Origin of the sequence: Acetobacter sp. A11-2 (genome assembly GCF_040208445.1) — a bacterium.
Taxonomy (GTDB): Bacteria; Pseudomonadota; Alphaproteobacteria; order Acetobacterales; family Acetobacteraceae; genus Acetobacter; species Acetobacter oryzoeni.
In genome coordinates this window covers 2,504,298-2,528,105 of sequence record NZ_CP157843.1, presented here as the reverse complement: position 1 = coordinate 2,528,105, position 23,808 = coordinate 2,504,298, and the positions used below count along the sequence as shown (strand labels likewise).

At 53.3% G+C, this 23,808-nt stretch carries 19 protein-coding genes; 13 read left to right on the top strand and 6 right to left on the bottom strand.

All coding sequences use genetic code 11. The annotated features are described in order from the left end of the window. Window positions 1-40: 40 nt before the first annotated feature. The 10 genes from trpB (at window position 41) to ABNV41_RS12330 (ending at window position 12,723) form a co-directional block, all read left to right on the top strand. Window positions 41-1,360, top strand: a complete 1,320-nt coding sequence (gene trpB / locus ABNV41_RS12375; protein ID WP_196332612.1) for a tryptophan synthase subunit beta — start codon at window positions 41-43, stop codon at window positions 1,358-1,360. Then, window positions 1,357-2,190, top strand: coding sequence for a tryptophan synthase subunit alpha (gene trpA, locus ABNV41_RS12370; RefSeq protein WP_050819128.1), 834 nt, complete (start codon window positions 1,357-1,359; stop codon window positions 2,188-2,190). The genes trpB and trpA overlap by 4 nt, the downstream gene beginning before the upstream one ends. Window positions 2,191-2,223: 33 nt before the next feature. Then, window positions 2,224-3,477, top strand: a complete 1,254-nt coding sequence (locus ABNV41_RS12365; protein ID WP_050820316.1) for a TIGR03862 family flavoprotein — start codon at window positions 2,224-2,226, stop codon at window positions 3,475-3,477. After that, on the top strand, window positions 3,474-4,952 hold the full coding sequence (locus ABNV41_RS12360) for an ATP-binding protein (RefSeq protein ID WP_050819129.1): 1,479 nt from the start codon (window positions 3,474-3,476) through the stop codon (window positions 4,950-4,952). The genes ABNV41_RS12365 and ABNV41_RS12360 overlap by 4 nt, the downstream gene beginning before the upstream one ends. Before the next feature lie 52 nt (window positions 4,953-5,004). Continuing rightward, the gene (locus ABNV41_RS12355) at window positions 5,005-6,189 is read left to right on the top strand and encodes an ATP phosphoribosyltransferase regulatory subunit (protein ID WP_050819130.1); all 1,185 of its coding nucleotides are present in this window, start codon (window positions 5,005-5,007) and stop codon (window positions 6,187-6,189) included. 65 nt (window positions 6,190-6,254) lie between these two features. Then, a complete protein-coding gene (locus ABNV41_RS12350; RefSeq protein WP_050819131.1) occupies window positions 6,255-7,544 on the top strand; it encodes an adenylosuccinate synthase in 1,290 nt (429 codons plus the stop codon). A 222-nt stretch (window positions 7,545-7,766) separates the two neighbouring features. Further along, window positions 7,767-8,456 carry a phosphate regulon transcriptional regulator PhoB gene (gene phoB, locus ABNV41_RS12345; protein ID WP_019088766.1) on the top strand — a complete coding sequence of 230 codons (690 nt, stop codon included), beginning with the start codon at window positions 7,767-7,769 and terminating at the stop codon, window positions 8,454-8,456. Window positions 8,457-8,475: 19 nt separating this feature from the next. Continuing rightward, complete coding sequence (locus ABNV41_RS12340; protein WP_050819132.1) at window positions 8,476-9,783, top strand: cell wall metabolism sensor histidine kinase WalK; 1,308 nt, start codon at window positions 8,476-8,478, stop codon at window positions 9,781-9,783. Between the two features lie 73 nt (window positions 9,784-9,856). Beyond that, entirely contained in the window at window positions 9,857-10,891 is a 1,035-nt protein-coding gene (pstS, locus tag ABNV41_RS12335) for a phosphate ABC transporter substrate-binding protein PstS (RefSeq protein ID WP_080986740.1), read from the top strand. Between the two features lie 164 nt (window positions 10,892-11,055). After that, entirely contained in the window at window positions 11,056-12,723 is a 1,668-nt protein-coding gene (locus tag ABNV41_RS12330) for an OprO/OprP family phosphate-selective porin (RefSeq protein WP_050819133.1), read from the top strand. 102 nt (window positions 12,724-12,825) lie between these two features. Here ABNV41_RS12330 and ABNV41_RS12325 read toward each other — a convergent pair whose 3' ends face one another. Next, window positions 12,826-13,269, bottom strand: coding sequence for a glycine zipper family protein (locus tag ABNV41_RS12325; protein WP_006116868.1), 444 nt, complete (start codon window positions 13,267-13,269; stop codon window positions 12,826-12,828). A 219-nt stretch (window positions 13,270-13,488) separates the two neighbouring features. On the opposite strand from ABNV41_RS12325, the gene ABNV41_RS12320 reads away from it, so the two are divergent. After that, on the top strand, window positions 13,489-14,355 hold the full coding sequence (locus ABNV41_RS12320; protein ID WP_050819134.1) for a glycosyl transferase: 867 nt from the start codon (window positions 13,489-13,491) through the stop codon (window positions 14,353-14,355). Between the two features lie 48 nt (window positions 14,356-14,403). Here ABNV41_RS12320 and ABNV41_RS12315 read toward each other — a convergent pair whose 3' ends face one another. Both ABNV41_RS12315 and ABNV41_RS12310 read right to left on the bottom strand, forming a co-directional pair. After that, window positions 14,404-15,699, bottom strand: a complete 1,296-nt coding sequence (locus ABNV41_RS12315) for a histidine-type phosphatase (protein ID WP_050819135.1) — start codon at window positions 15,697-15,699, stop codon at window positions 14,404-14,406. Then, complete coding sequence (locus ABNV41_RS12310) at window positions 15,696-17,018, bottom strand: hemolysin family protein (protein WP_050819136.1); 1,323 nt, start codon at window positions 17,016-17,018, stop codon at window positions 15,696-15,698. The genes ABNV41_RS12315 and ABNV41_RS12310 overlap by 4 nt, the downstream gene beginning before the upstream one ends. A gap of 224 nt (window positions 17,019-17,242) precedes the next feature. Here ABNV41_RS12310 and ABNV41_RS12305 point away from each other — a divergent pair, with 224 nt between their 5' ends. Further along, the gene (locus ABNV41_RS12305; RefSeq protein WP_050819137.1) at window positions 17,243-18,223 is read left to right on the top strand and encodes an MDR family oxidoreductase; all 981 of its coding nucleotides are present in this window, start codon (window positions 17,243-17,245) and stop codon (window positions 18,221-18,223) included. A gap of 9 nt (window positions 18,224-18,232) precedes the next feature. On the opposite strand, the gene ABNV41_RS12300 is transcribed toward ABNV41_RS12305, so the two are convergent. The 3 genes from ABNV41_RS12300 to ABNV41_RS12290 form a co-directional block, all read right to left on the bottom strand. Further along, window positions 18,233-20,389: a peptidase domain-containing ABC transporter gene (locus ABNV41_RS12300; protein WP_087651704.1), complete on the bottom strand. Its 2,157-nt coding sequence runs from the start codon at window positions 20,387-20,389 to the stop codon at window positions 18,233-18,235. After that, window positions 20,389-21,693 (bottom strand): HlyD family secretion protein, encoded by a 1,305-nt coding sequence (locus tag ABNV41_RS12295; protein ID WP_050819139.1) that lies wholly within the window; start codon window positions 21,691-21,693, stop codon window positions 20,389-20,391. The genes ABNV41_RS12300 and ABNV41_RS12295 overlap by 1 nt, the downstream gene beginning before the upstream one ends. A 94-nt stretch (window positions 21,694-21,787) precedes the next feature. Further along, on the bottom strand, window positions 21,788-22,048 hold the full coding sequence (locus ABNV41_RS12290; RefSeq protein ID WP_349934776.1) for a hypothetical protein: 261 nt from the start codon (window positions 22,046-22,048) through the stop codon (window positions 21,788-21,790). A gap of 257 nt (window positions 22,049-22,305) precedes the next feature. On the opposite strand from ABNV41_RS12290, the gene ABNV41_RS12285 reads away from it, so the two are divergent. Beyond that, the gene (locus tag ABNV41_RS12285; RefSeq protein ID WP_050819141.1) at window positions 22,306-23,730 is read left to right on the top strand and encodes a Hint domain-containing protein; all 1,425 of its coding nucleotides are present in this window, start codon (window positions 22,306-22,308) and stop codon (window positions 23,728-23,730) included. The last annotated feature ends 78 nt before the right edge of the window (window positions 23,731-23,808 follow it).

Here is a 23,808-nt window from a genome sequence, read left to right as displayed (position 1 = left end):
TGCAACGCCTTGCGGTATCTGGTAAGCCTGCGGCTTCGTTATGACAGGCGATGTCAGGCTTTTATATATCTGGCAGGCGCGGTTTTTCACGCGGTATGGGAGCGGCAGACCAGAAATGGCAGATCCGAAGGAACACGGCACGTCAGCGGTGCATAGCAATTCCCTCCGGCACCAGCCGGATGAGCGGGGGCATTTTGGTGGGCGTCATGGGGGCCGTTTTGTAGCGGAAACCCTTATGCCCCTCATTCTGGAACTGGATGAGGCCTATAAGGCCGCCAAGGCTGATCCGGCTTTCCGTAAGGAGCTGGATTACTATCTGAAAGATTATGTCGGCCGCCCCAGCCCGCTCTGGTTTGCCCAGCGCATGACGGAAGAACTCGGTGGCGCTAAAATTTTTCTTAAGCGTGAAGAACTCAATCATACGGGCTCACACAAGCTCAATAACGTCATGGGGCAGATTCTGCTGGCCCGGCGTATGGGTCGCACCCGTATTGTGGCGGAAACCGGGGCTGGCCAGCATGGTGTGGCCACGGCAACCGTATGCGCTCTGTTTGGCCTGAAATGCGTAATCTACATGGGTGCTACCGATGTGGAACGGCAAAAGCCCAACGTGTTCCGCATGCGTCTGCTGGGTGCGGAGGTGGTGCCCGTTACCTCCGGCGCAGGCACGCTGAAGGATGCCATGAACGAGGCCATGCGTGATTGGGTGGCCAATATTGCCGATACCTACATGCTTATTGGCACAGTGGCAGGCCCGCATCCGTATCCGGCTATGGTGCGTGATTTCCAGAGCGTGATCGGCACGGAAACCAAGGCTCAGATGAAGGCTGCCGAAGGCCGTCTGCCAGATGTGGTGGTGGCGGCTATTGGCGGTGGTTCCAACGCTATGGGGATTTTCTATCCGTTCCTGGATGATAAATCTGTGCGTCTGATTGGCGTGGAAGCCGCTGGCCACGGGCTGGATAGCGGCAAAACCGCAGCTTCTATTGAGCGTGGGCGCCCCGGTGTGCTGCATGGCAACCGCACCTATCTGCTTCAGAACGCAGATGGACAGATTGAAGAAGCACATTCCATCAGTGCCGGGCTGGATTACCCCGGCGTGGGGCCCGAGCATTCATGGCTGCATGATATCGGCCGTGCAGAATATGTAGGCATTACGGATAACGAGGCACTGGATGCCTTCCAGTTCTGCACACGCATGGAAGGTATTATTCCTGCGCTGGAATCCGCCCATGCCGTGGCGTATGCCGCAAAAATTGCGCCTACGCTTTCCAAGGATACCCTGCTGGTGGTCAACCTTTCTGGCCGGGGTGATAAAGACATCTTCACTGTTGCCGAACATCTGGGGGTCAAGCTGTGAGCCGTATAGCAGCCCGTTTTAAAGCATTAGCCGCCCAAGGCCGCGGCGCGCTTATCCCGTATCTGGAAGCGTATGATCCAGATTGGGATACATCGCTCGAACTGTTGCGGAAAATGCCCGCTGCTGGCGCAGACCTGATTGAAATTGGCATGCCTTTTTCAGATCCTTCTGCCGATGGCCCGGTTATTCAGGCCGCTGCCCGCCGTGGCCTTAAAGCCGGGGCCACGTTGGCAGGCGTGCTGGATATGGTAACGGACTTCCGCCAGCAGGATAACGAAACCCCGATTATCCTTATGGGGTATCTGAACCCGGTAGAATCCTATGGTTATGAACGCTTCTGCCGCGATGCCTCCAGTGCCGGTGTGGATGGCCTGATTTTGGTGGATCTGCCGCCAGAAGAAGCCGATGTGCTGGCACCATTTGCCAAAGCCAACAAGCTGGATATCATCCGGCTTGTGGCACCTACCACGTCGGATGAGCGCCTATCTTATGTGCTCTCTCATGCATCTGGCTTTGTCTATTACGTCAGCATCACGGGCATTACGGGCACACGTTCTGCCACGACGCATGATCTGGAAGCCGCTATTCCACGCTTGCGTAAGGTCACCAAACTGCCGATTGCCATTGGGTTTGGTGTGCGTACGCCGCAGCAGGCCGCCAATGCTTCCTGCATTGCAGATGGTGCAGTTGTAGCCTCGGCCCTGCTGTCCACCTTGGCAGAAACGCTGGATGACAAAGGCCGCGCTACGGCAGAAACTCTTCCGCGCGTGTTGGCGCAGATTGAAGATCTGGCAAAAGCTGTGCGCAGTGCTGGCGGAAAGGCGGTATGATTCCGCTTTTCCGATTCCAGTAATATCTTGCCCATGACAAATGCCTCAGCCGCTAACATCGTTATTGTCGGGGCTGGCCCTGCGGGGCTGGCTGCGGCGGAATATCTGGCGCAAGCTGGTTACGGCGTGCAGGTGCTGGAGCGTATGCCCAGTGTTGGCCGCAAGCTGCTTATGGCGGGGCGGGGTGGGTTAAACATCACACATTCCGAACCGCATGAGGCCTTGATGCGGCGTTATGGTGTGGCGCAATCCTGGTTGCGCTCAGCATTGGATGCGTGGACCACGCAGGACATCCAGCACTGGATGGAAGGGCTGGGGCAAGCCCATTTTACGGGGTCTTCTGGCCGCGTATTTCCTTCGGCCATGAAGGCATCTCCGTTGCTGCGTGCATGGCTGGCACGGCTGCGGGAGCTTGGAGTTGTGTTTCACACCCGTACCGCATGGAAAGGGTGGGATGCACAAGGCTACCTGCTTGTGCAGCGCGAAGGGCAGCCTGAACCACAACCCATGCAGGCAGATGCCACATTGCTGGCGTTAGGTGGGGCAAGCTGGCCACGCTTGGGCAGTGCAGGAGGTTGGGTTTCGGTTCTGGCGCAGCAGGGCGTTAATATAGCGCCATTGCAGCCCGCAAATTGTGGTTTTGAAACAGCTTGGTCTGATCTGTTTCGGGGGTGCTTTGCAGGCGAGCCCCTTAAACCTGTAGCGCTCAGCTTTGCAGGGCAACGCGTGCAGGGTGAAGTGATGGTAACGGCCAACGGGCTGGAAGGCGGCGCGATATATGCGCTGTCTGCGCCAATTCGGGCAGCTATTGCCGAAGAAGGCGTGGCCATTGTGCTGGTGGATTTGCGCCCGGATATGCCAGAGCAGGAAATAGCCCGCCGTCTGGCCGCCACCCGCCCGCGTGAGAGCCTTTCCAACAAATTACGCAAGGCGTTGCGGCTGCCGCCTGTTGCTGTCGCACTGCTGCGTGAAGGGGGGCAGGATATTCCTTCCTCACCGCAAGCCTTGGCCGCGCGGTTAAAAGCTGTGCCAGTTGTATTGAGCGCTCCACAACCGCTTGCCCGTGCCATTTCTACCGCGGGTGGCATTACGCGCGACTCCTGCACAGAGGGTTTTATGCTGCGTGCAGTGCCCGGCGTATTTGTGGCGGGTGAAATGCTGGATTGGGAGGCCCCAACTGGCGGCTATCTGCTGCATGCCTGCCTTGCCACGGGGCGTGCGGCAGCAAAGGGCCTACAGGCATGGTTGCAGGATACAGGGGCTAAGCGGTATCCCCTCCAGCCATGAGCAGCATGATTATAATGGGTGAAGTGCCGGGGGGTGGCCCGGCGCAATTAGATTTGGCCGAACTTCTGGCCACGCGCCTGCTGGTGCAGGGCAATTCGGGGTCTGGTAAATCACACTTGCTGCGGCGGTTGCTGGAGCAATCTGCCCGCATGGTGCAGCAGGCGATTATTGACCCGGAGGGGGATTTTGTCAGCCTTGCGGAAAAATTCGGCCATCTGGTGATTGATGGCGCAGACCATTCCGAAATGGCGCTGCATGCTGCAGGCGAGCGCATGCGTATGCACCGTGCATCTGTTGTGCTGAATCTGGAAGGCTTGGATGCAGACCAGCAGATGCGCTGGGCGGCTGCATTTTTGGGCGGTATGTTCGAGGTGCCGCGCCAATACTGGTACCCGGTGTTGGTGGTGGTGGACGAAGCGCAGCTTTTTGCCCCTGCCGCAGCGGGTGAGGTTTCGGACGAAGCCCGGCGTGCATCCCTTGGCGCCATGACAAACCTGATGTGCCGTGGTCGTAAACGTGGTTTGGCCGGGGTTATTGCCACACAGCGTTTGGCCAAGCTGGCCAAAAACGTGGCCGCAGAGGCTTCCAACTTTTTAATGGGCCGGACATTTCTGGATATTGATATGTCCCGTGCGGCAGATCTGCTGGGGATGGAGCGCAGGCAGGCCGAATCGTTCCGCGATCTGGCGCGTGGCACCTTTGTAGCGCTTGGCCCGGCCTTGTGCCGTAGGCCAATGCCGGTGCGTATTGGCACGGTAGAGACAGAAAGCCGTTCTGCCGGTCCGGTTCTCACACCGTTTGAGCCGCCACCTGCGCCTGTGCATGATCTTATTCTGGCCCCCGTACCTGTGCAGGATATGCCGGTACGCCCGCGTAAGGCACCTGCACCGCCACCGCCTGATTTACTCACCCAACTTGCTGCGCATGGTGAGGCACAGGCTGCCCAAGCTGAACAGGAAGCCCCCGAAGAAACATCCGAAACCCAAGCCGAGCGTGAAGCCCGCATGCGTGCCATCTTGCGTGACATGATGGAGGATGAGGAAGCTGCCTTTCGCCCTGCACCGGTTTTGTATCAGGATTTTCTGGTGCGGTGTCGTATTGCTGGGCTTGGGCGGAATGCGCTGGATATGCGGCGCTTTAACCGGGCCTTGGCTACCGCTCGCAGTGGGGTGGATGAAGAAACATCTACTCAGCCTGAATGGCAGGAGGCTGAAGCGCTGGCCTCCACTTTGCCGGAGGACCTTCAGGCCGTGGGGCTTTTTCTGGCCCGCGCCGCATTGGAGCGGCAGCCATGCCCATCTGATGCCGCTATTGCGCGGGTGTATGGCACGGTTTCAAAAGGGCGTGCGCGCCGTTTGCTTGGTTGGTTGGAAGACCAGAATCTGATTGTCTTGCGTGCAGATGGCATGGGCCGCCGTGTGCTGACTTTTATTGGCACAGGGTGGGAAACCTTGCCCGGCAACGCAGATGGCTGAAAAAACCACACCAGTTAGACGCATATAGCGCAAAAAGTGCCCCTTTGCGGGCATGACGGGCACGCCATGCAGTGCTATAGCCCGAAGCATGACGGAAGACCCGCCTTTCAGCCCGGCGCTGCTGCCCGCAGGCTTTGTAGATTTTTTAACGCCCGATGCCCGAACCGAGGCAGAAGGTGTTGCCACGCTTATGGACGTGTTTGCATCCCACGGATACGACCGCGTGCGGCCTCCTCTTATAGAGTTTGAGGACACGTATCTGGCGGGTGCCGGTGCGGCCCTTGCGGAACAGAGTTTCCGGGTGATGGACCCGGATACCCGCCGCATGATGGTGCTGCGCCCGGATATTACGCCGCAGGTTGCCCGTATGGCGGCAACGCGTGTGGCTAGCACGCCGCGCCCGCTGCGTGTTTCTTACGCCGGTGTGTGTGTTGTGGTTTCTCCCGTGGCTGCGGAAGAAAGCAGCCGCCAGATCATGCAGACAGGTATCGAACTGATAGGCCCGGATTCGCCAGAGGCGGATGCAGAGGTCATGTCTGTTGGGGCGGAAGCTCTTGAGCGTCTGGGTGTGAAGGATGTTTCCTTCGATCTCACCATGCCGCCCTTTATTCCGGCCCTGCTGGAAGAAAGCAAAGTGCCCGAAGCACAACGTGCCGCCCTTATGCGTGCGTTGGACCGTAAGGACTCCGCAGCGGTGGCTGAACAGGGCGGGGCATTGGCAAGCACGCTTATTGCGTTGCTGGAAGCCACCGGGTTGGCAGAACATGCCGTAGCGCGGCTGACGGAAATTACTCTGCCCCCCAAAGCCCGCGCTGTTCTGGACCGCCTGGTGGATACAGTGGCCGCCCTGCGTGAGCAGTGCCCCAACCTGCGTATGACGGTAGACCCCGTAGAGTTCCGGGGCTGGAAATACCACACAGGTGTGTGCGTAACGCTGTTTGCCGTTGGCCGTTCGGAAGAGCTGGGGCGCGGTGGCCGGTACCTGTGTAATGATAATGAACCCGCATGCGGGCTGACATTGCGGCCAGATGTGCTGTTCCGCATGATTCCGCCAACCCCTGCACGCCCTCGTGTCTATCTGGCACCGGGGGTAGATAAGCGGGAGGCTGCGCGCTTGCGCACGCAGGGTTATGCCACGCTGGCGGCATCTTCTCTCACCGCAGAGCCAGAGATTGAAGCGCGCCGTTTAGGGTGCACCCACGTGTTGCGTGGTACCGTTTGTACGGCCCTGTCATAATTTCCCCGTAAGGGGCTTTTTCTCTTTCAGTTTAGCGGCAAGATTCTTTCAGGAGCACACCATCCATGTCCAACGTAACCGTGATTGGCGCCCAGTGGGGTGATGAAGGCAAAGGCAAAATCGTAGATTGGCTTGCCAGTCGGGCTGATATTGTTGTGCGCTTTCAGGGTGGGCACAATGCCGGGCACACGCTGGTTGTGGGCAATCAGGTTTACAAGCTTTCCCTGCTGCCTTCTGGCGTTGTGAACAACAAGCTGGGCATTATCGGCAATGGCGTGGTGGTGGACCCGCAGGCTCTGTTGGCAGAAATCGGCCGTATTCAGGAGCAGGGTCTGGAAGTTACGCCTGATACGCTCAAGATTGCAGAAAACGCCCCCCTGATTCTGCCTGTGCACGGCGCGCTGGATCGTGCGCGTGAGGCTGCGCGTGGTGATCGTAAAATTGGCACCACGGGCCGTGGCATTGGCCCTGCGTATGAAGATAAAGTGGCCCGCCGCGCTATCCGCCTGTGTGATCTGGCTGAGCCAGAAACGCTGGACTGGAAGCTGGATGAACTGCTGCTGCACCACAACACCCTGCTGGCAGGGCTGGGTGCAACCGTATTCACCAAAGAAGAACTTCTTACATTCCTGACAGATATTGCCCCTAAAGTGCTGCCTTATATGGCTCCTACTTGGGATATTCTGGATGATGCCCGCCGTGCAGGCCGCCGTATTCTGTTTGAAGGTGCGCAGGCTGTAATGCTGGATGTGGACCACGGCACCTATCCGTTTGTAACCAGTTCCAACACGGTTGCTGCCAATGCGGGCACAGGGTCTGGCATGGGCCCAACGGCTGCGGGTTTTGTGCTGGGTATTGCCAAGGCATATTGCACCCGTGTGGGTGAAGGCCCGTTCCCTACAGAACTGCATGATGAAACAGGCCGCCGCCTTGGCGAACGTGGGCATGAATTTGGCACCAACACGGGCCGTCCGCGCCGTTGCGGTTGGTTTGATTCCGTTCTGGTGCGTCATGCCGTGCGCGTTGGTGGTGTAAACGGTTTGGCGCTTACCAAGCTGGACGTGCTGGATGGTCTGGATGAAATCCGGATTTGCGTGGGGTATGAACTGGACGGGCAGAAGATTGAACGCTTCCCCTCCGCTCCGGCAGCGCAGCAGCGTGTGCGCCCGGTTTATGAAACGCTGGAAGGTTGGAAGGAAACCACCCACGGTGCACGCCGCTGGGCAGACCTGCCAGCTCAGGCCATTAAATACGTGCGCCGGATTGAAGAACTGGTGGGCGCACCTGTTACCCTGCTTTCCACCAGCCCAGATCGGGATGACACCATTCTGATGCGTGACCCGTTTGAAGATTGATCTGGCAGGCAATGTGTTTGTAACAAAAGGGCCTTCTCCATACGGGAAGGCCTTTTTTTGTTGCAACTTTGTGAGGGTTTCACAAAACTTTCATACGGGTACTTTTTGCCCGATATATAAGCGGTTTTCACACATGATCTCTTTCTTGCAAGGTGGCGGGACGTTGTTTTTTGCTGTGAGAACCCCCTATCTTTCAATCATGTTACAAAAAGCAGGGAAAGCATGAATAAGGCAGATCTTCTGGTGGTTGAGGATGATCCGGCACTCTCCCGGCTTATCGGCTACAATCTTGAAAAGCAGGGATATGCAGTCCGTGTTGTTGGGGATGGTGAAGCAGCACTTGAAGAAGTGCGCCAAAAACGCCCTGATCTGTTGTTGCTGGATTGGATGCTGCCGGGTATTTCTGGCTTGGAAGTGTGCCGCCAGCTAAGGGGGCAACCCAAAACGGCAACTCTTCCGATTGTGATGCTGAGCGCACGTGGGGAAGAAACAGATACGATCCGCGGTTTAGATACCGGAGCGGATGATTATCTTGTCAAACCCTTTAGCATGGAGGCGCTGTTTGCGCGCGTAAAAGCCATGCTGCGCCGCCTGCCTCCAGCAGATAAAACCCTGCGGTTTGATACGTTGGTGATGGACCGAGTGAGCCACAAGGTAGAACGTAGTGGGCGTTTGCTGGCTTTGGGGCCAACCGAATATCGTCTGCTAGAATTCTTTATGCTCAATCCGGGTAAAGTTTTCTCTCGCGAGGAACTTTTGAAACATGCTTGGGAACGCAGTTCTTTTGTAGAATTGCGTACTGTGGATGTGCATATCCGCCGCCTGCGGCAAACCCTGAATGAAGGTGATGAGCAGGATCTTATCCGTACAGTGCGCGCCAGAGGGTATGCGCTGGATCTGCCGCAGGGCTAGAACAGGGTAAATTTTTGGCATGGTTGCACAGGCATGGCTGATAATGGGGGAAGGGGCCATAGCTGGTGCAGCCATGGCAACTTTGGGTGGTATGGTGCTTGGGCGCATGCGTGCCTCTGCAAGCCGTGTGCCTGTTCTTGCCCGGCGCAGCCCCAGTAAGGAAGTTTCACAACCTTGCTTGGAGCAGGTTATGGCTTGCCTGCCCGCCGCCATGCTGGTGATAAACGAAACACGCGGGTTATGCGTGGTTTCCAAAATGGCTGAACAACAGTTTGATGGGGACCTTGGCAGTATAGTGCGCCATCCGGCGTTTCAGGCCAAACTGGATGTGGTGCTTGCGCAAAAGGCAGGGAACATACAGCCTGGCCGTGTGCGTGTCATTCTGGATATTCCACGCCTTCGTGTCGTTCAGGCTGTTTTACAAAAACAAAGTTTACCAGCAGCATTGTTGCCCATAAGTATGCGCCGGGAAAACACAGCACCCAATGCGCAAACAACTCTGGTTTTTGTTGATTTGCATGATGAAACAGATGCCGTTGTTGCAGAGCGCCAGCATACAGATTTTGTGGCATTTGCCAGCCACGAATTACGCACCCCTTTGGCAGCTTTGCTGGGATTTATAGAAACCCTGCAAGGGCCTGCTGCGGATGACCCAGTAGCACAAAAAGAGTTTTTGGAAATTATGGCCCAGCAGGCTAAGCGGATGCAAAACCTGCTGAACAGTCTGCTTTATCTTTCCCGCGTGCAAATGCAGGAACATCAGAAACCGCGAGACGTGGTGCGGCTGGTTGATCTGTTGGATCAGTGCCAGACAGAAGGAGATCTTCTAAGCTCTGGTTTACCCGTTACAGTTGATGTGCAGCCGCCAGAAAATCAGAACTGGCAGGTTGCGGGGGATGAAACCCAACTTTTGCAGGTTGTGGTTAATCTTGTTGAAAATGCCATAAAATACAGCCTTGTTTCAGAAAAAACAAAGGCCGGTAAACCTGTATCTATTACCATAAGTTGCCAGCAGGCAGAGGCAGATCAACGTTGGCCATCTGCGCCAGGTATTGTGCTGAGTGTAACAGATAATGGCCCCGGTATTCCGGCCCGGCATCTGGCGCGTTTAACAGAACGGTTTTACCGCGTGGCTAAAACTGCGGCCGCAGTGCAAGGTAGTGGGTTGGGGCTTGCCATTGTGCAGCATATTGTCAGCCGGCATGGCGGACGGTTTGTGGTGGAAAGTGCTGTGGGGCAGGGCACGTCCTGCCATATCTGGCTACCACTTTTACCTTTGGTGGCGGATCATTCATCAAACTGTCACCAAACTGTCTTGCAGACGTAACCCATTTTTGCGTTCCCTCCCTTACGAAGCAGAGGCGGCATGTACTGGTGCCGTTTTGTGTTGATGCTTAGGGATGCTCCCCAAAATGCGTTTTTCTTTTCGGTCTGAAACCTGTGCTGCTGCGGTTGCCTGCTTGCTGGCTGCGGTGCCCTCCTTTTCTCACGCACAAAGTGTAACTGGTGCGGGATCCAGTTTTGCTGCCCCGATTTATGAGGCATGGGCCTCTGCCGCCAAAGCAGATACAGGTGTTAATGTAAATTATCAGACCGTAGGGTCCAGCGCCGGGCAGAACCAGATTCTGGCAGGCACGGTGGATTTTGGGGCATCTGATGCACCTATGGATGCCAAAAAGCTGGAAAGCGCACATCTTTTTCAGTTCCCCACCGTTATGGGCGGGATTGTGCCGGTTGTGAACATTCCGGGCATTAAGGCAGATGTGCTGGTGCTGAGCGGTGATGTGCTGGCTTCTATTTATTCCGGCGATATCACCAGCTGGAATGACCCGAAAATTGCTGCACTTAACCCGGGTGTTTCCCTGCCAGATACCGCAGTGGCACCTATCCATCGCGCAGATGGGTCTGGCACAACATTTGTGTTTACGTCCTACCTCGATCAGTCTTCCAAAAATTGGCATGATCAGTACGGCGCAGGCACATCCATCAGCTGGCCCGGTGGTTTGGGCGCACGTGGGAACGATGGCGTATCTGCCACCGTGCAGAACACCGAAGGTGGCGTAGGGTATGTGGAATACGCCTATGCTAGCCGTAACCATCTGACCACCATTCGCCTCAAGAACAGTTCTGGTCAGGCTGTTGCTGCCTCTCAGGCCAGCTTCTCTCAGGCAGCAGAAGCCGCAGATTGGAAAAATGCTTCGCATTTCTCTGTGAATTTACTGAACACTTCTGGCGCACAGGCATGGCCTATTGTTTCTGCCACCTATGTTCTGGTGCCGCTGCCAGCACGTAACCCTGTGCGTGATGAAGCTGTAAAGCGCTTCTTTATCTGGGATTTTGCTAAGGGCGATTCCATCGCAGCAAAGCTGGATTACGTGCCACTGCCCAAAGCTGTTAAAGACAGCATTCAATCTGCATGGCAGGCAGGTAAATAAGCAGTTTTTAATACCCTTATTTCAATAATATATTTTATTATGGAAAGCGGCCCCTTTGTGGGCCGCTTTTTTCATGAAACTGTCATGAAACCATCATCTAAGCGTCACGCACAAAAAGTTGGAATAAAGTTATTCACCACGCATCGCTCCTCTTCTCTTTTGGAATGGCCATGATGCGTCGTTGTTCACCGCTTCTTCCATCTTTTGCATTTGCTTCTATTTTAATGTCTGGAATCGCCCCAGTGGCCGAGGCTTCCAGCTCAGATGATGCCCAGATCCGCGCCCTGAAAGCTGAAATGGCTGAAATGCGGCGTGAAATGATGGGGCAGATCACACATCTTAAATCTCAGATCGCTCAGAACGAAACACGGCAGAAAGGCCCTGTTTCCCGCCGGACTGCACGTACAACGGCACAGAACGGGTATAAGTTCCCGGAAAAATATGCTGATAACGATGTAGACCCCAACGTAAAGTTTGGTGAACAAGTTCCGCACAAAAATATTCTGCTGAACAACGGTGTTGGCACGCCTCCCTCTGACCGCGGCATGACGACATCATGGAAGGATTTCAAGGCAGCGACGCAGCAGGATGAAAATGTGCACGTTGGTGGCATGACCATCGGTTTCCCCAAAGGGCGCTTTACGGTTGCATCTGAAGATGGCGCTTATGGTCTGTCCATCGGTCTGGCATTCCATGAAGACTTCGGTGGCTTTATGGGCATGTCTCCCCGCCGGGGTGAAACCAAGGGTGATTTCTCCAGCTTTACAGAAAACGCTCGCCGCCTGCGTATTCCGTTCACCTTCCGGTATAAAGACTGGGTGGCAAACGTAACGCCTGATTTCGGGTCTGGCAGCGCGGACGGGTCGGATGGTCTGTATGAAGCCAACCTGAACTACACCGGTCTGCACAACACTATTCTGACAGTAGGTTACTTCCAGCCGCGTGTGACGGAAGAAGATTCCGAAAGCTCCAACGATTTCGAAATGATGGAACGTCCCGCCATTACGGATATCGTGCGTAACATTGCCGCAGGCGATGCCCGCTTTAGTGTTGGTGGCTTGCATTATGAAAAACGCTGGTGGATTGCAGGGTATTTCACCGGACAGACATTTGGTAACCGCGCCAAGGATGCCAACATTGGCGATAGCCAGACAGGTGGCACCTTCCGTGTTGCCGGGCGCCCTTATGTTTCTAAAGACATAGACGTGCATCTGGGTCTTTCTGCCATTAGCGCATTCAAGGTGAATGATGGCACCAATGGCCGCACCTATACCTTTAAGGAAGCACCGGAAGTTAACCTGACAACCACTGCGCTGTTGAACACGGGTGCCCTGCGCAACATTGGTTCCGTATGGTCTGCTGGCCCGGAACTGGGTTTCCGCTGGAAAAAGCTGGTGCTGAAGGGTGAATATTACCACATCGGCGTAACCCGTAATCAGCAGCAGGGTGGGCAGTCTCTGCCGTCTCTGTCGTTTGAGGGTTACTATGGCGCGGCCAACTATACGCTGTTTGGCAAGCCCCGTATGTATAATGAAAAAGAAGGCGCGTTTTCTGCTCCGGGTGTAGAGCACGAATTTGACCCCGCACATGGCTACTGGGGTGCGTTGGAACTTTCTGGCCGTTACAGTGTGGCTGATTTTGATGATACGGCAAACAGTGTGCGCGGTGGCCGCCAGACAGTATGGTCCGGTGGGGTGAACTGGTATCCCAACCGCCACTTCCGTGTGATGCTGGACTTCAACCACTTTATCGTAACGCGTAATAGCCAAGCCTATAACATTCTTGGCCGGGATGGGAACTCTGTTGCCGCCCGTGTGCAGGCTGCATTCTAAACCCAACATTCTGCCATTAAAAAAGGGATCGTTCCGGAAGGAACGATCCCTTTTTGCTATTATCAGCCCACGTAATATGTGTGGACTGGTAAAGCGTAGCTTTTACTGCTGGGGCATATAACCAGCATTGGGGGCAGGCAGCACGTTTTTGTAGGCTACCATGCAGGCTACATAAGCATTGTTGTACTGGGTCTGGATGCCGCCTTGCTGGCTGTTGGAATATGCACTGCCACCAAGGCCACCACCCAACGCACCAGCTGCGGCACCAATGCCAGCACCCGTGCCACCACCAACAGCAGCACCCAGGCCAGCGCCAAGCGCAGTGGTTGCCAGGCCGCCATACAGAGCCTTGCGATTCTGGCTACCGGCCTGACCATGCACAGCAGCAGCAGCCTGAGAGCGGCAGAAATTCTGTTCCTGCAGGAAGGTGCCATAATCCTTGCCTGGGCCGGGCAGTACTTGTGCAGTCGGGCCCATGGGCGTTTCAGCACAAGCAGCCAGCAAAAGCGCCGGCAGAAAGGCAAACGCTGCTTTATGAAGTTTCATGTATATTTGTCCTCTGTATATAAGCCATGATACATACGTATATATGGTAGGTAATCATGCCATTTTTAAGGAAAAGAAAGAATGAAAATATGACCAGGAAAAGATTTCTTACAAGATAAACGGTCCTGCAGTAATTAAAAAATAAACTAGCCTGACTTTTGTTTGAAGTGTTGGCTCTTTCTGTTATGCAAGCGTTTATTCTAATAACAAAAAATCAATATGAAAGACCTACGAATGAATGCCGTAGTGAAACTGTTTATTGGCTGTGATCCAAATGATTGTGACCTCGAACAGTTAATGGTGTTACACTATAGTATTACAAAATATAGTAGTTTGCCGGTTGATATTACTTTCATGCAGCTTACGCGTGATCCTTCCAGTTTCTGGTATTCTGGCCTGAAACCAGAGGAAGGCTGGAATACAACGGAATGGCCAACGCCTTTTTCTGGTTTCCGTTGGGGCATTCCTGCCTATTGTGGTGGCAAGGGCCGTGCGCTGTATATGGATGCTGATATTTTTGCCCTTTCAGATATTGCAGAGCTATGGAACCAGCCTATTCCACAAGGCAAGGTGATGCTGGCATCTGGTCAGGGGCGAGATTTGCGGTTGGGGACCCTGATGTGGGATTGTGAAGCCGCCATGAAGCTTTTGCCCCCGTTGGCAGAAATTAAGAAAGACGCCTCGGCCCACAAAAAGCTGAAAACATTTTTTGAAAAGCACCCCGAGTATATCCAGCCGCTAGATCCCGCCTTCAGCAATCTGGATGGCGACGGTATGCCGCTGGAAGCGTTAAAATTTCTGCATTATTCGGATATGGGTACGCAGTTTTCCCACAAATACTCCTTGAAGCGGCTGAAAGGGGAAGAGCGCAAGCACTGGTTTGATGGCACAATTTACAACCATCCGCGCCCAGATCTGCAACAGAAATTTGACGAGCTTTACAAGGAAGCGCTGGAAGCTGGGTTCAGCCTAGATACTTACCGGGTTAAAGAACATTTTGGCGTTTTACCTAAAAAAACGCAGGTGCGTTACAAAGGTAACAAGATTACACGCTCGGCGTTTCGGTTTCTTAAACCATTTAGGTAAAAATATGCTGGCCTATGCAATGCGGTTTCAATGCATAGGCCGTGTGCCTTAATGTTGCGGCACATTCTGGCTTAAGTTTTCCAGCCAACAGGTTTCATTTTTAGGCTGGTTACACAGTGTACTGGTTAACGGCAGGGGCGCACCTTGCCCCGGAATATTGTCCAGTTTCAGGCCATCTCGCAGTTGGGCGAGAGATTGATGGAAAACAGCAAAGCGGATTTCTTTGCGTCCATCAGAGTGCTTCCATGTTTCAAAAGCCAGAGTTGTATCGGGGGCGGTAGGGTCCGGTTGGTCTGTAAAGTTCCAATCCAACCCGAACAGAGTGGTGAGCATATCCAGTGTGGTATCATGCCCGGCAAACATCACCACGCGGGCCTGTGCAGGCAGTACGCTTCCATCCGGTAGGGGAAGGGGCTGTTCATTCAAGAGTGTTAAAATAGCTTGGGCCAGTTTGCCACCACGAGGAATGGCAATGGCTGGGGTGCGGCGCATACGTGCACTTTGATAATTATGCACAGGTAAAACGCTATTAAGCGTATTTACAGTATCCGTATGGGCTGCGGTTACAGAGGAAGGTAACCCCTGCACATATTCCAGCAACAGAGCTTCTGAAACAGTAGAACCTAACGCTAGCCCGTTTTCTGCGTGGGGTGCACCCTTTTTCCATGAAAGGGGTGCATGCTTGGAAAAACATGGCGTTGTGCCAGTTGTACATGCGTTGGGGGCAAAGAGTGCTTGCAGGGTTTGAACGCCCGATTGCACTGGCGGTGGCAGTTCCGTGCCCGGTGTGAGATCTGGATTAAGGTTTTTTTCAACGTCATCTGTATTTAGCGCCGTGCTTTGGGCAGCCAAGGCGTTAAACAGCGGATCATGTGTTTTAGCAGGCATGGAGCGCGCTTGCGTCTGGCAACCATCGCTTAACGCGGCAGCCAGAATATCGCCGCTGTGTTGTGTGCGGCTGCTGGCGGAATCTGCCCAGATAAAAGCTGGCTGCTCCGGCAGACAACGGGCAGAGCTATCCCTGCTGGCAATATGGTAATAGCTTTTTAAAAACTGCCCCATCAGGCCCAGATCAAACTGGCCATGCGCCGTCATCTCACCGGGGGGAACGGGCCAAGGTGTCCACGTATGGCGGGTCTTTTTTTCTAGCTTGTCCAAGGGTTTGGTTGGACTGCGGATTCCGTGGCGAGAAACCAGCACAACCCGTTCCAATGTGGCATCAAAGACATCTGCCTGCGCAGCAGATGCCTCTGGAATAGTGATTGCGGGTGGAAAAAGAGAAAAGGTGGTGCCCAGAAAGCAGGCAAAAAGGAAAGCGGAGGAACGGGAGTGGGGAAAGTTCATGGGGTCTCGGTCATACGTGTCACAAGTAGCTGATTGATACGGAATCCTTCCACATCCACCACTTCAAAGCGGAAACCAGCGGCATCTACCCTGTCTGCCTTACGGGCCATACGGCGCAGACGGTGCATAATAAAGCCACCAATTGTGTCAAACTGCTCGCTATCGGGCAAATCCACGACATGCAGTTCGCGGATAACATCACCAATCGGCGCGGCGCCATCTACAAGCCATGAGTTCTCATCACGCTTTACAATGGCTTGTTCTTCAAACGGGCTGGCCAGCCCATCCATCAGCACGCCCATAATGTCTTTAAAGGTAATCAGCCCCACAACCAGCCCGTATTCATTGACAATCAGGGCAAAGCCGGTGCCGTGCGTATCAAACTGAGCCAGTGTATCCCAAAGGTTCAGTGTTTCGGGAACAGAGAGAACTTCACGCCGCATCCGGGCGATGGGGTTGCTATGGGGGCGGCCAGAGGGTGCGATGGAAGGATCCACCACAGATGCCAGCACGTCTTCCGCACGAATGGAGCCGATAACTCTATCCAGCCCACCATTGCATAGCGGATAGCGGGAATAAGGGTTGGTGCGTACCTTTTCGTGGTTATGTTCAGGCGTGTCCTGAATATCCAGAAAGATGATTTCATCACGCGGGGTCATGGCGGAGGTGACGGAACGTGCCTGTAGGGCCAGCACGTTTTCAATCATCTGGTGTTCCTGCTGTAGCAACACACCGGATGCCGTGCCAGCAGCCAGAATGGCATGCAGGTCTTCCGGTGTAATGGGTTCCACCGCAGAAGCTGCCGGAATTTTCAGCGCATGCAAAATGGCATCGGAAATCTTGGAAAAAATCCACACAAACGGATACAGCACCCGTAGGGCCACGCGGGGAAACCACCCCACGGCCATGGCCACTTTGTCCGGGTTGTTCATGGCTACGCGCTTGGGCAGCAGGTCAGCAAACAGAACAAAGGCGCCGGTTACAAAAATAAAGCTGAAAGTGGAGGCCAGATTCTGCGCCCACCAGTCTGACATGCCCCAGCGGCTTAGAAATTCGGTTACAGGCGGGGTGAACATTTCGGAACTGGCAATACCGCCCAGAATCCCTACGCCGTTCAGGCAGATCTGGATGGCGGTCATCACCTGTCCGCTGTTGCGGCGCAGGGCCAGAAAGGCTTGGGCGCGCTTGTCTCCTGCTTCTGCACGACTGCGAAGCCTGACTTCCCGCGCAGCTGCGAAGGATATCTCGGAAAGTGAAATCAGAATGCTGACAGCAATCAGCAGGACAAGGGTCAGCAGACCCATAATAAACAGGAACAAGAGAACGTCCGAAATAAAGTGAAACCTGTAATGGTGGCTTCATCTATACCCGCAGGCCGAACAGATACCTAGTTTAATTTTTGTTCCCAACCGGAATGAGAGGAAACTTCAAAATACTGTCATGCAGGCACAGATGGGCTTTGCATGCGTTGGTGTACTGCGTACCGTGCCCAAGATTTTGGCCGGTTGATGGGTGGCAAAAGCTTAACCAGCGGTGAAAAAACATGTTTAAAGCCCTGTATGTAGAAAAAACAGAAACTGGTCAGCAGGTTACGCTGCGTGAACTGGCAGAGGCAGACCTGCCAGAAGGGGATGTAACAATCCGGGTGCAGTGGTCATCCCTTAATTACAAGGATGCGCTCGCCCTTACAGGTAAGGGCCCGATCATACGTAACTGGCCCATGGTGCCGGGTATTGATCTGGCAGGTAAAGTTGAGGCTTCTACACATCCGGCGGTTCTTGTTGGGCAGGATGTTATTGTGACCGGGCATGGCTTGGGGGAAAACCGCTGGGGTGGGTTTGCCCAACTGGCGCGTGTGCCGGGTTTATGGGCTTTGCCACAACCTTTGGGGCTAAATGGGCGGCAGGTTATGGCGCTCGGCACGGCGGGCTTTACGGCTATGCTGTGTGTGCAGGCCCTTCAGCGTGAAGGGGTGGAACCTGCAAGCGGGCCGGTACTGGTTACCGGTGCCAGCGGCGGAGTGGGTAGCGTGGCTATCATGCTGCTGTCGCGGTTGGGGTATCAGGTTGTGGCAGTAACCGGGCGGTTGGAGGAGCAACCTTACCTGCACAGTTTGGGGGCTGCAGACGTATTGCCACGCGCGCATTTTACCACGCCATCCCGCCCGTTGGAAAAAGCGCGTTGGGCTGGTGCGGTTGATGTTGTGGGGGGGCAGGTTCTGGCCTCGGTGTGTGCAAGTATGCGCCCTCAAGGGGTGGTTACAGCATGCGGGTTGGCCGGAGGGATGGATTTTCCCGCAACGGTGGCCCCATTTATTTTGCGCGGCGTAACATTGGTGGGCATTGATAGCGTGCAATGCCCCCGGCGAGAGCGGCAGGAAGCATGGGCGCGCCTTGCTGAACTGATAAACCCTAGTCAGCTTGATGACATGGTGCGTGAGATTGATCTGGCAGAAGCCCCGCAGGCTGCGGATATGCTTCTGGCAGGCCATGTGCGGGGGCGGCTGGTTGTGCGTATTCCTTAACCCCAAAAATTAAGATGCCGCCCTGTTTTGCTGATGGGGTGGTTGATACTGGGTCAGCACGCCGCCGGGCTGGAAGATATAAATGGTATCTGCATGTGCAATGGTTGCCGGGCGATGGGCAACCATAATGCGGGTAATGTTCATATCGCGCAGGGCTTCGGCCACCTTGTGTTCGGTCAGTTCATCCAGATGGCTTGTGGCTTCATCCAGAAACAGGATTTCGGGTTTGCGATAGAGCGCACGTGCCAGAATAACACGCTGTTTTTGCCCACCAGAAAGCCCACTGCCCATATCACCCACCAAGGTTTCAAACCCCATAGGCATGCGCTTGATATCGTCAATAATGGCAGCACGGGTGGCGCATTCCACCAGCCATGCCTCATCCACCTGTTCGGAAAAACCACTGATATTATCTGCAATAGAGCCAGAGAACAGGCCATCATCCTGCAACACTCCGGCAATGCGGTTGCGATAGCCTTCAAGCGTCAGGCTTTCCAGATCTGCACCATCCAGCCGAATGCTGCCTTCCTGCGTTTCCATCAGCCCCATCAGGGCCTTAAGGAATGTGGTTTTGCCACAGCCCGAAGGGCCGACAATGGCAACACTACTGCCTGCAGGTACCTCTAGTGAAATATTGCGGAAAATCCACGGATCTTGTGAGCCGTAGCGGGCAGACAGGCCAGAACAACTGAGCGTGCCACTGGCCCGTTGTTCATCCAGGCGGGGTGGCGGCATAGCAGCCGTGGTGCTTGTGGCTTCCGGGTCTGTCATCACAATGTCAGACAAACGGTCTGTCTGCACATTCAGCATACGTATCTGAAAGCCACTGCTAATCAGGTTGCCAATGCGTGTGGCAAATTGATCTTTGTAGGACAGGAAAGCCACCAGCATACCCACAGTCATGTGGCCGCTCATAACAGCACCTGCACCCAGAACCATCATGATCAGGCGGTCAGCGCCAAAAATCAGATCGCCCATGCGGCCATAAATCAGATCATACCGTTGCAGGCGCAGGCGGATGTTAATGCTGTCTATCAGCAAGTTCAGCCATGTGGTGCGGCGGCGTTCACGCAGGCCCAAAAGTTTTACGCTGGCCATACCGCGTAGGGTTTCTATAAAATGGCTTTGCTGGCGCGCATCAATTACAATCTGTTCTTCAGATGCCTCACGGTAGATACGGTAGGTAATCAGCCGCAACAGCACATCCAGCCCCGTGGCCACCATAGCCACCATGCCCAGCCAGCCACCATAAATGAACAGCATGATGGCCATGCCCACAGCCATCACCCCATCCATAACCGTTTGCACCATATCGGTGGTGATGGTTTTTTGGATGGTGCCCAGAGAGTTAAAGCGTGAAAGCACATCGCCCACATGGCGTTTGGAAAAATAATCTAATGGCAAGCGAGAGAGGTGGTCAAACAGGCTGGTGTTCCATTGCAGGCCCACGCGCGTGCTCAGCAGCAGCACAGCCCATTGGCGCACACAGCCAATAAGCATTTGCAAAAGCAAAAGCAGGGCCATGCCACAAGCAATGGTAATGAGCAGTTCGTGATCTGCTGTTACCACCACTTCATCAATCACGACTTGCGAGACCATGGGCATGATCAGCGCAATGACTTCCAACCCAAGAGAAAGCGCACCCAGCACCATCAGGGCAGGGCGCAGCCCAGCGACATGGCGAAACAGATCGCGCAAGCGCAGGGTTTCTCGGTCATCTTCGCGGCGGAAGCTATCGTTTGGCGTGGCTTCCAGGGCAATACCCGTGAACTCGCGCGAGACTTCGCCCATACTAAGCGTACGGCGGCCCACTGCTGGGTCATGAATAGTAACTTTGTTGCCCTTAACCTGCGTAAGCACCACAAAGTGGTTCATGCTCCAGTGTAAAATGCAGGGCATGCGCAGGTTGGGCAGGTCTTCCAGTTCCAGCCGCACGGCGCGGGTGGAAAGGCCCACCGTATCAGCCGTAGCGATAAGATCGCGCAGCGTAACACCTTTAACGGATATGGAATAACGCCTGCGCAATGTGGCCAGATCAATCTGGTTGCCATAATGGCCCATAATCATGGCCAGACATGCCAAACCACATTCTGCAGCTTCTACCTGTAAAATAACAGGCGTGCGCGAACGCCACCCGAATTCAAGAGATTTGAGGGTTACGCCCATTACCTCAATCCTCCGCTCACGGCGTAAAAATCATCACGCATGCTGATAACGGGATCAAAAATCCACTGGTAAAGTCTGCGGGTATCAATAGCGATATCGGCTTCAACTTCCATGCCAGCTTCAAGCGGCTTGTGTTGGCCATAGGCATCAACAAACTGCTGATCGGGGCGCACGCGGATGCGGTAAATATCCTGCCCCGGATTTTGAGATTGCGTTTTGTCTTTGTCTGAAGGGGCAGCTTTCTGGCCTGTGCCATCTGTTGCGGTAACAGGCGCACGCGTAATCTCGCTGACATGACCGCGATACAAACCAAAACGCTGATAGGGGAAGGCGGCATAGCGTAGCAACACTGGCTCGCCCTCATGCAAAAAGCCTATAGAGGCAGAGCTGACATACAATTCAGCTTCCAGGGCATGGCCTGTGGGCAATAATGTGAGCAGGGGCGTGCCAGACGAAACCTGTTGGCCGGGGTTAACGCGAATAGCGGTGAGGGTGCCATCATCCGGAGCAAGGATAATACTGCTGCGGTGGCCTTCGCTTTCGGCAATCTGTTGGTCAATCTGGGCAATCTGCTTGTCCAGATCATTCAGATCATGCGCCAGTTGGCCATCATAGCGAATGAGCTTTGTGGTCAGGTCCGCAATCTTTCCGTCTGTGTCCGTATAGCTTTGCAAAAACTGTGCATGACTGCTTAGCAACTGGGCATAAGTATAAAGCTGACTCTGGAATTGTGTTTCTGTCACCAGATGTGCGGATTGTGCCGTTTGCATACGGCGTACCGCAGCTTCTACCACTGGCAGCACATGGACATCGTTATCAAGCTGGTGCCCGATATGTTGATGTTGCTGGTTGAGGTAACGGATCTGGGTCACCATGGATTGTTTTTCCACGGGAGCATCCTGCGTGCGAATATTCTTTTGCTGCTGCAACAGGTCGCGCTGATGGCGCAGTTGGGAGAGGATGTGCTCCTGCGTGGGACCAGATGAAGATGTTGCTTCCAGATCTATGGTGAACAGCACATCACCTTTTTTAACGTGATGGCCTTCTATGGCGTTTTGTTGCGCAATAGTGCCAGTTGTATTGGCATTAACGGTAATAAGGCCTGAAGGAGGAACCATTAAGCCGGTAGCGTGCACACGCCGGGTATAAACACCCCAGATAGTGTAGAGAATGGCCAGCACCACAAGGGCGAGCGTGAACCATGCCGCAATTCGGATAGAAAGCGGTTGAGAGGTCTGAACTTGCCCAAGCCATGATTGGCGTCGCGCTTCCAGAACCTCACGTCTAAAAAGGTCCGAACTCATGCAGGCTTTTTTGAAGAGAGCAAGGTTTTACCACTTTAGTATTTTTGCAAAATAACCAGGCGGATTTTTAAAAACCGCCTGGAAATTCCTGAAATTAAACTTTCAGAACGTCATCCAGCAGGGAGGTTACGCCATTGGTTGTGGCATTCAGGCCCGTCAGCAGGCCATCGGCAACCGTGGTTGCGCCGCTTGTTACAGCAGGAACCAGAGTATTCACCGTGTTGTTCACGCCGCTAAGGATGGTGGCCAGACCAATATCCAGACCAGCCAGTGTGTCTGTCAGTGTGGTGCCCAGAGCATCGCCCAGCGTGCCGCCAGCAACCATAGCGATTTCGGAATCGTTCAGAGTTTTCATAGGTTTTCACCTTCGACTAAGAAAGTTGTGCCATTGCGGCAGACCTATATTCTGGCAAAATACATTTTCTGACAACAGTATAGTAAAGTAACAAATAAAAGAATACACAGCTAAATATTTAAATAAAATAATTTATATTACATGGAGTGTATTTATTTTGTTCATTAATTCTTATCAAAAATAAATAATCAAATCAGGTATGTAATTTTTGCATTCATGGGCGCACTTCAAAAGCTCTTACGTTTTGGCATGTTTTCATAAAATTATATGGTGATTCTCAAATGTCAGATCTAAAAACTATAGAAATTACCTCACCTAATCAGGATGTATCTCTTTCTGGTCCTGATTCTTCCAATCTTTCAGATTCGTATTATTATGAAATCAGCAATCCAGATGATCATCCTTTCACATTAGATCTTTCTATTTCCACATCAGATCTATATGCAACATATGATTCAGCAAAGAAAGAAACAATTATTAGCACAGATCTTGAAGGAGACATGGGTTATGCAAACCAGAACCTCTACGTTGTGATTCCGGACACAGCAACTGTTTCTAATCCGTTAAATCTCAATACCACTTTACTTGGTCATGACTTGGTTACAACTATTTCAACAGATGGAACGTACAGCGATACATTTGCATGTTTTTTAAAAGATTCTTTAATAAAAACAAAAAATGGATATATGCTGGTGCAGGATATTGCTCCTGGTGAAATGGTTTCCGTTTTTATTGGTGATAAAGAAGAACAAAAAGAAGTTGTATGGGCAGGAACAGCGCATGTTGTTGTCAATGCCAATTTGCCGGAAGATCAGGCCGGATTTCCTGTACGTATTTTAAAAAATGCTATTTCAGAAAACGTACCTTTTAAGGATATGTTGATAACGCCCGAACACTGTCTATTTGTAGAAGGCAAGTTTGTTCCCGCACGTATGTTGGTAAATGGTCGTTCCATTTATTATGATACCACCATAACATCTTATGATTACTATCATATTGAAGCGGAAAAACATTCAGTCATTATGGCAGATGGTATGCTGACTGAAAGTTATCTGGATACAGGAAACCGTCGTAACTTTCGGCAGGTTGGCAAAGTTATCAAAATTGGTGGAAAACAGAAAAACTGGCATAAAGATGCCGCTGCACCGTTGGGTGTTCAGCGTGATTTTGTTGAACCAATTTTTCAAAAAATTAAAGAAAGAGCAAAAGATCTGGGAATTGAGAATCGCACAGCACCAAAAACCCTTATTGAAGACCCAGACCTCAAGTTGATTACAAACAGTGGGGCAACTATTTACCCATTCAAGAAATCAAAGAACATTTACAGCTTCATGCTTCCCGCAGGTGTGAAGAGTGTGCGCGTGGTATCTCGCTCCAGTCGCCCATGTGACACTATCGGACCATTTGTGGATGACCGTCGCCAAATGGGTGTTGCTGTTGGCAAAATCCATTTTGGCTCTATTCGGGTGTCACAGCAGGTTCAGGAGCATCTGGCGCCATCCAAGCCAGAAGGGTGGCATGATATGGGCTGGCAAGATTGTGCATGGACAGATGGCAATGCCTTTTTGCCACTGCATAACATCGTAACAAGCAAAATGGGTATTCTCAGCCTGGAAGTCCGAGCAACTGGCCCCTATGTTGCGCAGGCCGACCAACAGGAATATGTCGCGCTGTCAGCATAGTTTTTGCTGTCGGGGGCTACGGAATAGAAAAAGCCCCAACATCTGTAAAAAGATGTTGGGGCTTATAATAAAATCCCG